General features: G+C 44.9%; 12 protein-coding genes and 1 pseudogene. 11 read left to right on the forward strand and 2 right to left on the reverse strand.

The genetic code is table 11. From position 1 onward, the window contains the following. Both R1Y93_RS09400 and R1Y93_RS09405 read left to right on the forward strand, forming a co-directional pair. Positions 1–512: MptD family putative ECF transporter S component (locus tag R1Y93_RS09400; protein ID WP_500822608.1), on the forward strand; the 512-nt coding region annotated here is incomplete at its 5' end. A gap of 12 nt (positions 513–524) precedes the next feature. Continuing rightward, positions 525–892 (forward strand): annotated as a pseudogene (locus tag R1Y93_RS09405) (metal-dependent transcriptional regulator). Between the two features lie 63 nt (positions 893–955). Here the strand turns inward: R1Y93_RS09405 and R1Y93_RS09410 are convergent. Then, positions 956–1,285 carry a helix-turn-helix domain-containing protein gene (locus tag R1Y93_RS09410; protein ID WP_008817060.1) on the reverse strand — a complete coding sequence of 110 codons (330 nt, stop codon included), beginning with the start codon at positions 1,283–1,285 and terminating at the stop codon, positions 956–958. Positions 1,286–1,651: 366 nt separating this feature from the next. Between R1Y93_RS09410 and R1Y93_RS09415 the strand changes: the two genes are divergently transcribed. The 8 genes from R1Y93_RS09415 to R1Y93_RS09450 all read left to right on the forward strand — a co-directional run bounded on the left by R1Y93_RS09415 (position 1,652) and on the right by R1Y93_RS09450 (position 8,014). Then, entirely contained in the window at positions 1,652–2,200 is a 549-nt protein-coding gene (locus R1Y93_RS09415) for a sigma-70 family RNA polymerase sigma factor (RefSeq protein ID WP_008817059.1), read from the forward strand. Continuing rightward, a complete protein-coding gene (locus R1Y93_RS09420; RefSeq protein ID WP_500822609.1) occupies positions 2,193–2,435 on the forward strand; it encodes a helix-turn-helix domain-containing protein in 243 nt (80 codons plus the stop codon). The genes R1Y93_RS09415 and R1Y93_RS09420 overlap by 8 nt, the downstream gene beginning before the upstream one ends. A gap of 673 nt (positions 2,436–3,108) precedes the next feature. Further along, positions 3,109–3,339 (forward strand): helix-turn-helix domain-containing protein, encoded by a 231-nt coding sequence (locus tag R1Y93_RS09425; protein WP_008728422.1) that lies wholly within the window; start codon positions 3,109–3,111, stop codon positions 3,337–3,339. Between the two features lie 84 nt (positions 3,340–3,423). Further along, positions 3,424–4,641: a tyrosine-type recombinase/integrase gene (locus R1Y93_RS09430; protein WP_118357184.1), complete on the forward strand. Its 1,218-nt coding sequence runs from the start codon at positions 3,424–3,426 to the stop codon at positions 4,639–4,641. Between the two features lie 148 nt (positions 4,642–4,789). Then, the gene (locus tag R1Y93_RS09435; protein WP_007045816.1) at positions 4,790–6,001 is read left to right on the forward strand and encodes a tyrosine-type recombinase/integrase; all 1,212 of its coding nucleotides are present in this window, start codon (positions 4,790–4,792) and stop codon (positions 5,999–6,001) included. Between the two features lie 928 nt (positions 6,002–6,929). Continuing rightward, complete coding sequence (locus R1Y93_RS09440; RefSeq protein ID WP_500822610.1) at positions 6,930–7,151, forward strand: hypothetical protein; 222 nt, start codon at positions 6,930–6,932, stop codon at positions 7,149–7,151. Positions 7,152–7,229: 78 nt separating this feature from the next. Further along, positions 7,230–7,718: a hypothetical protein gene (locus tag R1Y93_RS09445; protein WP_500822611.1), complete on the forward strand. Its 489-nt coding sequence runs from the start codon at positions 7,230–7,232 to the stop codon at positions 7,716–7,718. A 119-nt stretch (positions 7,719–7,837) separates the two neighbouring features. Continuing rightward, a complete protein-coding gene (locus tag R1Y93_RS09450; RefSeq protein WP_500822612.1) occupies positions 7,838–8,014 on the forward strand; it encodes a hypothetical protein in 177 nt (58 codons plus the stop codon). 128 nt (positions 8,015–8,142) lie between these two features. On the opposite strand, the gene R1Y93_RS09455 is transcribed toward R1Y93_RS09450, so the two are convergent. Continuing rightward, positions 8,143–8,403: a LysR substrate-binding domain-containing protein gene (locus R1Y93_RS09455; RefSeq protein ID WP_500822613.1), complete on the reverse strand. Its 261-nt coding sequence runs from the start codon at positions 8,401–8,403 to the stop codon at positions 8,143–8,145. A gap of 136 nt (positions 8,404–8,539) precedes the next feature. Between R1Y93_RS09455 and R1Y93_RS09460 the strand changes: the two genes are divergently transcribed. Then, positions 8,540–8,737 carry a hypothetical protein gene (locus tag R1Y93_RS09460; RefSeq protein ID WP_500822614.1) on the forward strand — a complete coding sequence of 66 codons (198 nt, stop codon included), beginning with the start codon at positions 8,540–8,542 and terminating at the stop codon, positions 8,735–8,737. The last annotated feature ends 326 nt before the right edge of the window (positions 8,738–9,063 follow it).

Below are 9,063 nucleotides of genomic sequence, written 5' to 3' on the forward strand. Positions count from 1 at the left end.
TTGCTACGATTATGGGCGGCATACACCCATTGCTCTATCTGTTTGTAACAGCTTTAATTGCTCTCGTGGCATGGATTCCATATATGTATGTTATGGCAAAAGTGCCGAAAGCAGGCGTGGTTCTCATTATGAACTTATTTGTAGCAATCGCTTTCGTGGCTTTTGGGGAGCTTGCGAATCTGTTGCTTGGGAGCTTGATTGTTTGTTCTATTTTAGCGGAAATCATTCGGAAATGGGCCGGATATAAGAATTACAAAGGTATCGTGATGAGTTATATCCTGCTTTCGTTAAGCAATATCGGTTCTCCGTTGTATGTATGGGTATTCTCTGACTATGCCATTTCAGAGGCATCCGAAGAAATGTCTGCAAATTATGCTGAGATATTATCAACCTTGACTTCTCCGTGGTTTATGGTTCTTGTTATCGCCGCAACCGTAGTTATCTCAATAATTGTCGGAGTTATTGCAAAAAAGGTTTACAACAAGCAGTTTGCAAATGCTGGGATTATGTGAGTGGGTGATAGAATGAAGATTCATGCGTCGGGCGAGGACAATTTAGAGGCTGTGCTGATGCTGCAAAAAGAAAAAGGCATGGTTCGCTCTGTTGATTGAACCGACACATGGGCTTTTCAAAACCGAGTATCAGTCATGCAGTAAGCGTCCTGCGGGACGGTGGTTTTCTGAGGATGGACGAGGATGGATTTCTCCACCTGACCGACATAGGCCAAGAAGTGGCGAAAAAAATCTATGAACGCCATCAATTCTTTACAGAGCAGCTTATCGCTGCCGGTGTTGACCGTGAAACGGCGGAACAGGACGCCTGCCGGATGGAGCATGTCATCAGCCAGGAGTCCTTCGAGCATCCGAAAAATGCTTACAAAACAAAAGAATAATAAACTGCCCGCATAGCAAACGGGTGAACAGTAACGCGGCCGGGCACATCGAACCCGACCGCGTTACTCGTCTTTCTGGAAGGCTTCCGCCTGTTTGCAGAGCGCGATAAATTTTTCGATCTCTGCTTCGCTTTTCCCGGCAAAGAAGTCCACAACTGTTTTCGAGACTGTCTGATTTATCATTTCCGGGAAGATGGCGGCGTCCACGCTGATATTCAGTTCTTTGGCGACAAGGACCACCGTTTCAAATTTCGGATTACTCTGGCAGGTCTCCAAATCTATGATCGTGCGAGGGTTCATACCGAGGCGTTCAGCCAACTGCTTTTGCGTCAGATGCTGCCGCTTCCGTTCTGACCGCACCTTCCATGCAAATAGATCCAGCGGATTGTTCACTACACATCACCTCTACATCATTGTAGGGTGTGCTTCCGCTCATATAAATAACCATACAGCTCATGCAAAGTGAGCTGCAACTCATATTTCGGAGTAAAGGGGGATATGGATGAGAGCGCCAACACAAAGGAGGTCAAAATAAGGCGGGGTTTACCGTTTGTACGGCGGATGCCCATGCCACTACGAAAAATATTCCAATAACGCAGCAGCGAGCCATGCTCACGAAAGTGAGTTATGGCTCGCTTTTTATATACTGTGGCTCATATCTCACAAAACCCGTTTCTTTGAGCGCCTGGGCGTGGGCTGCCGCTCCCCACCCCGTTTCGTTCCGGCCTGTCAACCCGAACGAAACGAAAGGAGCCAATTATGAGCGGCAAAAAAATTTTTCAGATAGATCCCGAAAACTGGCCAAACCAGACCACTCGTGAACGAGTAGTGAGCGAAAGGGGAAGAAAAGAACTGCCTCCCGGCACGAAGGGAGGTGAGAACTTGAAACCTGACCGCCACTACGAGCACAAGCAGTACGCCTTTGACAGCTACTGCAAGAAGGTGCTGAAATGCGAGGCGTGCAACGGCTATCGCCAGATCAGCCGGCACCAGAAGCGTTTCACATCTTTGGAAGAACTGTCCGAGGCAGAAATGGCCCAGCTTGCGGTATATGACCGCTACCCGTGGGAATACACGACCTTCCCTGTGGGAGGGGCCGTGATCCTGATCGAGGACGACGGGCTGGCCGAGGCGCTTCTGGGGCTGTCCCAGGAGGACCTGGAAATCTTTATGATGCACTGGTTCCTGCGGATGACCGACGCACAGATCGCCAGGTACATAAACATGCCCCGCCGGACGGTCAATACCCGCAGGCATAAAGCCTATCGGCTGCTGACAGAGCTGATGGGAGGTGAAGCGGATGACTAAATCTGCGTGCACGCGGGCATCGCTGATCCCTTACCCGGTGATCGCCGCCGCTGTCGGAGGCGACCCCGAAGCGGTGAACCTGGTAGTCCGGCATTACTCCGGCTACATTGCCGCGCTGTCTACACGGACGAGCTATGGCCCTGACGGCTATCCCCGTCCCCAGGTGGACGAAGATCTGCGCGGTCGGCTGGAAGCAAAGCTGATTATTTCCATTCTGGATTTTGACCTGAGCTAATCCAGGGCCGGGCGCTGCGCGTTCCTCTTTCCACGCGGCGTCCCGTTATAGCTCCTTGACAAAGAAAGCCCGGTGGGAGGCCTCCGGCGCAGCATAAGGCAGACGGATACATTCTGTCCTGTATCGAGCCATACGGCCAGTGCGCCATGACCTCCCCTCCTGGGAGCGAGCGATACCCACCTGACCGCAAAGCGGACGCGGCACTCTGCGGGCGATGACATACAGACAGGTCAAAGATACTCGCGCATTGGACGCCCGCAAAGCATCGTGCGCCGCACCCATCAGCATGGGCCGGGGTGAAATTCCCGTGGAGCTGTGCCAGCAGCCATCCGTTTTCTGCCTCTTATTTTTCAACACCGTCCTCTGAAAGGGGACGCGCAAATTTTAAGGAGGTGTTCCTCACGGCCCGCCAAAGACTTGGGGGGGAACCCTGCGGCACACGATACGAACGATGCTGCGGAGTTATGACATCCACGCCAGCGGAGACCTGTTGTGTTCCCATCGTCAGGGGGCGTGGCAAATGTGACGAAAGCTGAGAAATATAAATAGGAAGCGTTTGCCGCTTTCTGTTCAAAACCAGATACCATGCGCTGGTGGTTTCGGCTGCCAGCGTATTCATGTGATTTTGAACAAACACGATGACAAACTTGACGGATTGGAGGAAATATGCTTTATGGAAAAACTTATTACGCGAAAAGAAGCAGCAGAAATTTTGGGTATCAGCATTGCAACGCTGGACGCGGCCCGTAACAATGGTCTTATTTCTTATGTGCAATATGTGCAGAATGGCTGTGTGTACTTTACCTCAGCGGGCCTTCAGGAGTATATCGCAAAATGCACCCACAGAGCAAAGCCAGCAGAAAAGAACGCAACTTATCGTAAACCTCGCAGAGCTGGAGTGTGAGCCGGTCCGTATCCTTGTCGAAATCATAATGGTCTGATAAAACATAGATACAGCGCTGGAGTATATTCTTAGGAGGTGGAGGAATTGGCAAATAGGAAAATAATGCTTCCTCAATATGGCACAGTTATGAAAAGAGGTGTCCTATATTATAGGACCAGAATCAAAGACGCGAATGGTAAGCTCGTAGCTATCTACGCAAAAACACCTGAAGAACTATACAACAAAGAAACGCTTGCGTTGGAACAGATTGAGAATGCCACTTTTCATCGGAAAACGCCCACAGTTGCAGAGTATTGTGAAAAGTGGCTGCTGATGCAGTCGGTTCATGTACGAGCTACTACTTTGACGGATTACACCTCAAAGGTTAGGCGGCATATTATAGCGGAATTGGGAGATAAACGGATGGGTGAGGTTAGCCTGGATGATATTCAGCTTGCCCTTGTTCCGGTTTCCAAAAAATCTGCATCGGTTTATAAATCTGTGGTAATCCTTTACAAATCTATCTTTCGCGCAGCGATGGAAAGCAGGATTATTGACCACAACCCAACGATTTATCTGACAACAAAAGGTGGCGGTGTTCCACAAGAGGATCGTCAGGCTTTGACAGATGAACAGGTGGAGCGCCTTTTGGATGCTATCCGAGATTTGCCGCCTTATGTCTTTGTCATGATTGGTTTATATGCAGGGCTGCGCCGGGAAGAAATTCTTGCTCTGCAATGGGATTCAGTATATCTGGATACGGATACTCCATATCTGACGGTAAGGCGGGCATGGCACACAGAACACAACAGACCGGTAATCTCAGACGAATTGAAAACCAAGGCTGCGGAGAGAAATATCCCTCTTCCTGTTTGCTTGGCTGAGTGTTTGAAAGCAGCAAAGGAAACATCGACTTCGGAGTATGTGGTTTCAAACCGGGACGGCGAACCGCTGTCCTACACGCAGTTTAAGCGACTTTGGCAGTATATTGTTACGAGGACGGTCAAGGAGCGGAGCTATTATCGGTATGAAGATGGAAAAAGAGTAAAGCATACTGTCACACCTGTCTTGGGAGAAAAGGCTGCTCATAACGGAAAAGTGGTTTACAGTCTGGACTTTGAAGTAACACCCCATCAGCTGCGGCATACTTACATTACCAATCTCATTCATGCATCGGTAGATCCCAAAACGGTTCAATACCTGGCAGGCCATGAAAGCAGCAAGATTACCATGGACATTTATGCAAAGGTTAAGTACAACAGACCAGATGAGCTGGTCAGATCAATGAGTTGCGCGTTTGCAAGCTGGGACGCAGCACAGTAATAATAAAATAGGAAGTAAAGCAGGAGCGAGGCAAGGATGTCTCGCTCTTTGTTTTACATCAGCCGTATCTTTGATTAAATCGAGGCTTTCTGATAAAAAGAGAGTGTAGATACGGAGACTACACATTATCAAGAAAGGACGATCAAAGATGGCAAAAAAGAAAACACAGATCCCGAAGTACGGGACCATTACATTGAAAGGAATCCAGTATTACAGAACCAGGATTACGGATGCAGATGGCAAAGAGTTGAGTTTGTATGCCGCAACTTGTGAAGAATTGTATGAGAAGCAGTTAGAGGCCCGGAAGCAGGTGGAAGAAATTATCTTTCACCGGCAACACCCGACAGTAGCCGAGTATGGAGAGAAGTGGCTGCTGATGCAGTCGGCAAAGGTGTCTGCGTCTACACTCAGAGGTTATACGAGGGATATGACAAACTATATCATAAAACCTCTGGGAGAGATGTATATGGAAGAAGTGACCGCTGACGATATTCGGCTGGCGCTTGTTCCATTGTCAAAGAAATCGGAAGGCTTATACAATAAGGTCAATATGCTACTCAAGTGCATTTTTTATGCGGCAGAGAGAAACCAAATTCTTGAACACAATCCCTGTGTGGGAATATCGGGCAAGGGCGGAAAACCATCAAAAAAGAGAGAGGCATTGACAGATCAGCAGGTAGCCGTGCTTCTGGATACAGTTAAGGGGCTTCCTCCATATTTGTTTATTATGCTCGGTTTATATTCCGGTCTGCGTCGGGAAGAAATTCTTGCACTGCAATGGGATTGTGTATTTCTGGACGAGGATACACCTTATCTATCGGTGAGGCGGGCATGGCGTACAGAGCATAACAGACCCGTGATTTCTACGGTGCTAAAGACTCCGGCGGCAAAAAGGGATATTCCGATACCGAAGTGTTTGGTGGATTGTCTGAGAGAAACGAAAGAAAATTCCATATCAGATTATGTGATTGCTGACAGTAAAGGGGAGCCGCTGGCTGCTTCGCAGTTTCAAAGAGTATGGCAGTATGTCGTTGTCCGCTCCACTAAGCCCCGGAACTATTATAAGTATGTGAATGGGCAGAGCATCAAATACGCGGTTACCCCAACGCTGGGCATGACCCAGAAAAATCAACCCAAAATCAGATATACGCTGGACTTTGATGTAACCCCGCATCAGCTACGGCACACTTACATTACCAATCTTCTCTATGCTGGTGTTGATCCAAAGACCGTCCAATACCTTGCCGGACACGAAAACAGCAAAACAACTATGGACATCTATGCAAAAGTAAAGTACAATAAACCAGAGGAGCTGTTTGGGGTAGTAAATGGTGCGTTTCATCAGGCTATTGCTGAATGAAAAAAGGCCGTTTTTTATGGTCCGCACACCGGATAACTGAGAGGCAGAAAGCCGGAAAAGCCCGGAGTATCAAGGGAAAACAGCTCAAAAACTCGCGCAGTACGGTCTCAAAGCAGCTCGTCGCGCTCCGCAGTTCAGCAAGAGATAATTATTTGTTATCCAATATTGTATTATTTATCCCGGAAGTATCGTTGCTTCCGGGATTTTTCTAAAATCATCTATAAGGTTTAAAAATCTTAAAATCTGAAATCAAAATCAAATTTAATCCCAATTCAAATTAAATTCCAATTTATATCGTGTATGGGCAAAAGGTATCTGCAACATTGAAAAAAGTGAAGATGAGGATGCATTTATTGCTGTGTTTTGGCAAAAAGTATCTGCAACATTGAAAAAAGTGAAGATGAGGATGCATTTATTGCTGTGTTTTGGCAAAAAGTATCTGCAACATTGAAAAAAGTGAAGATGAGGATGCATTTATTGCTGTGTTTTGGCAAAAAGTATCTGCAACATTGGAAAAAGTGAAGTTGAGGATACATTTTTTTGACGGAATGTATCTGCAACATTGGAAAAAGTGAAATTGAGGATACATTTGCAGGGTGAGATGTATCTGCATTATTACGGAGAGCGATGTTGAGGATGTATTTGTATGTGTTCGGTGAGACGAAAAGTATCTGCAAATAATCTTAGAATCATAATACAGATACATTGGTGATGAAAAAAGTATCTGCGATAGGTTCTGAAATCATAATGCAGATATATTGGTGATGAAAAAAGTATCTGCGATAGGTTCTGGAATCATAATGCAGATACAATGTCGATAAAAAAACATCTGCAAAATCAGAAAATAGGGGGATGAAGATCCAATTAATAATTGGAGTTAAGTCAGAGAATCGAAACATGCTTAAAATGTTGAAAGGAGCCAATCATTATGAGCAAATTTAAAGAAGCATTATTGAAGGAACAAAGAAGATTAGAAGATCTTATAGCCAAGGCAGAGATGGAGAATGAACATTTACCCGAAGGATATCTTAGAATATCCAGGTGCAAAAACAGGTGTCGTTACTATCATTGCATCGAAGATAGAAATGGTAGTTACATCCCTAAAAGTAATATTGAATTAAGTAAACAGCTTGCACAGAAATCAGTATAAATAAATCTGTTATTGATAAATCAAAAGAGCAACTTACGCGAAATAAATAAAATGTTGGAATCGGATGTGGATGCGACCATGAAAGAATTGTTTGATTCTTTACATCCGGATCGAAAAAAATTAATATCTCCGTTGGAGGCTGATTGGGAGTACAAACTTCAACAATGGTATAATATGCCATACAAGGGAAAAGAATTTCAAGAGGGAACACCAGTGATACTGACTGAAAGAGGAGAGCGAGTAAGATCAAAGTCGGAAAAAATATTGGCAGATTATTTTCACAGAAAACAAATCTTATATAAGTATGAAAAGCCTATATATCTAACTGGATATGGGATCGTATATCCGGATTTTACATTTTTATCTTCGAAAACAGGGGAGGAACTGTATTGGGAACATGAGGGGATGATGGATAAACAAGAATACGCAAGAAGTGCAGTACGAAAAATTGAATCTTATCAGAAAAATGGAATTTATCCAGGAGAACGTTTAATACTTACGTTTGAAACAGAGCAAATCATATTAAATCAGAACGTGTTTGAAAGGCTAGCGGAAAGATATTTGTAAAAAATGAATGTAGTGCATTGTACGGGCAGGGTTCCATGCAACAAAGAGCGAGAAAGTTAATGCCCCTCTTATTGACGAGTTGCCAATGGCACTGGAATGTAAGCTCAAGAGCTTAGACAATGTGCTTTCTTATAGGCAAGATCGTGAATGTAAATGCTGATGAGAGTATTCTGACAGATGGAAAGATTGACCCAAAGAAACTGAAATCCATCAGTTTCAATCCGGTAAATAATACTTACATCGGCCTGGATAATGTTGTGGGCAAGGCTTTTGGTGATGGGCTGAAATTGAAATAATGATCAGAGGGACAAGAGCCCGTTTTGCCTTATATGTCTTATGATTTTGAAAAATCAGGTATGGTTTTTTTAACTTTCAAATAAATTTGAAAATCTATCATTACTCAGCCTGCCTCTATTGAGGAAATTTACAAAGTTACCCCATCCAAAGCAAACTGGCGAAATTCACGAACTGCTGGAGAAAGATAAGAACGGTCGTTACTGATTAGATAAAAGTTGCGTTCCCATGCCGGGTTGGCAATCTGCAGGATCTTTACGTCAAGACGCAGCAGCATTTCCATGTAGGGTACAACTGCGATACCGAAATCTTGTGCAACAAGTCCGGCGATTACGCTGTCTTCTTCTGTTTCATAGGCAATCAGTGGTTCTTTGTCAATCTGCCGAAACAATCCATCGATTACATAAGCGAAACAGGACCCCTGGCCTGATTCATGGCGGCTTTATAATTTTGAAGAGAATCATGTACAGCTGTATCCTGGTGCAAAAGTGGGCTGCTCGACTTGAAACTGACGGTGTGGTCTTGCATTGGCAGACGGTACACAAGGTACACTTCGTGGATTTGATAATATTGTACTTGCTATGGGCTCAAGAGCAAACAGTGGCATAGAAGAAACTGCTGAAAAGACTGTAAAACAGGTAATTGTGATTGGCGAAGCCTTCAGATCTCCTGGAAATGCTGTCATGGCTGTCAATGATGCTTTTGCGGCAGCTATGCAGATTTAGGACAATAAGCTGGAATCCCTGGCAATTCAATTGCCGAGATGAAATCACAGGATTGTACTTTATTAAAAGCATGCACGGAATGGATTGACAGAATCGGAATATTCATATATCCTGAGTGTGTTAAATGAATAACAATCATTAAAGTATGTACGCGGAAAACAGAGGGATAGAATAAGAAAGAAAGAGGTACAAAAATGAAAGATTTTGCACAGTGGGATGGGTTCAGCGGAAGTCGCTGGAAAGAGAAAGATGAATGTTCGTGATTTTATCCGTCACAATTATACCCCGTATAATGGAGATGATACCTTTTTCTGGAAGGACCTACA

The sequence above is a fragment of the Blautia sp. HA3515 genome, assembly GCF_059933065.1.

What these genes read in the sequence shown, in the direction of transcription:
- R1Y93_RS09435 (WP_007045816.1), top strand. Translation starts at nt 4,790, where the DNA reads ATGGCAAAAAAGAAAACACAGATCCCGAAGTACGGGACCATTACATTG.
- R1Y93_RS09420 (WP_500822609.1), top strand. Translation starts at nt 2,193, where the DNA reads ATGACTAAATCTGCGTGCACGCGGGCATCGCTGATCCCTTACCCGGTG.
- R1Y93_RS09425 (WP_008728422.1), top strand. Translation starts at nt 3,109, where the DNA reads ATGGAAAAACTTATTACGCGAAAAGAAGCAGCAGAAATTTTGGGTATC.
- R1Y93_RS09440 (WP_500822610.1), top strand. Translation starts at nt 6,930, where the DNA reads ATGAGCAAATTTAAAGAAGCATTATTGAAGGAACAAAGAAGATTAGAA.
- R1Y93_RS09415 (WP_008817059.1), top strand. Translation starts at nt 1,652, where the DNA reads ATGAGCGGCAAAAAAATTTTTCAGATAGATCCCGAAAACTGGCCAAAC.
- R1Y93_RS09445 (WP_500822611.1), top strand. Translation starts at nt 7,230, where the DNA reads ATGAAAGAATTGTTTGATTCTTTACATCCGGATCGAAAAAAATTAATA.
- R1Y93_RS09450 (WP_500822612.1), top strand. Translation starts at nt 7,838, where the DNA reads ATGTGCTTTCTTATAGGCAAGATCGTGAATGTAAATGCTGATGAGAGT.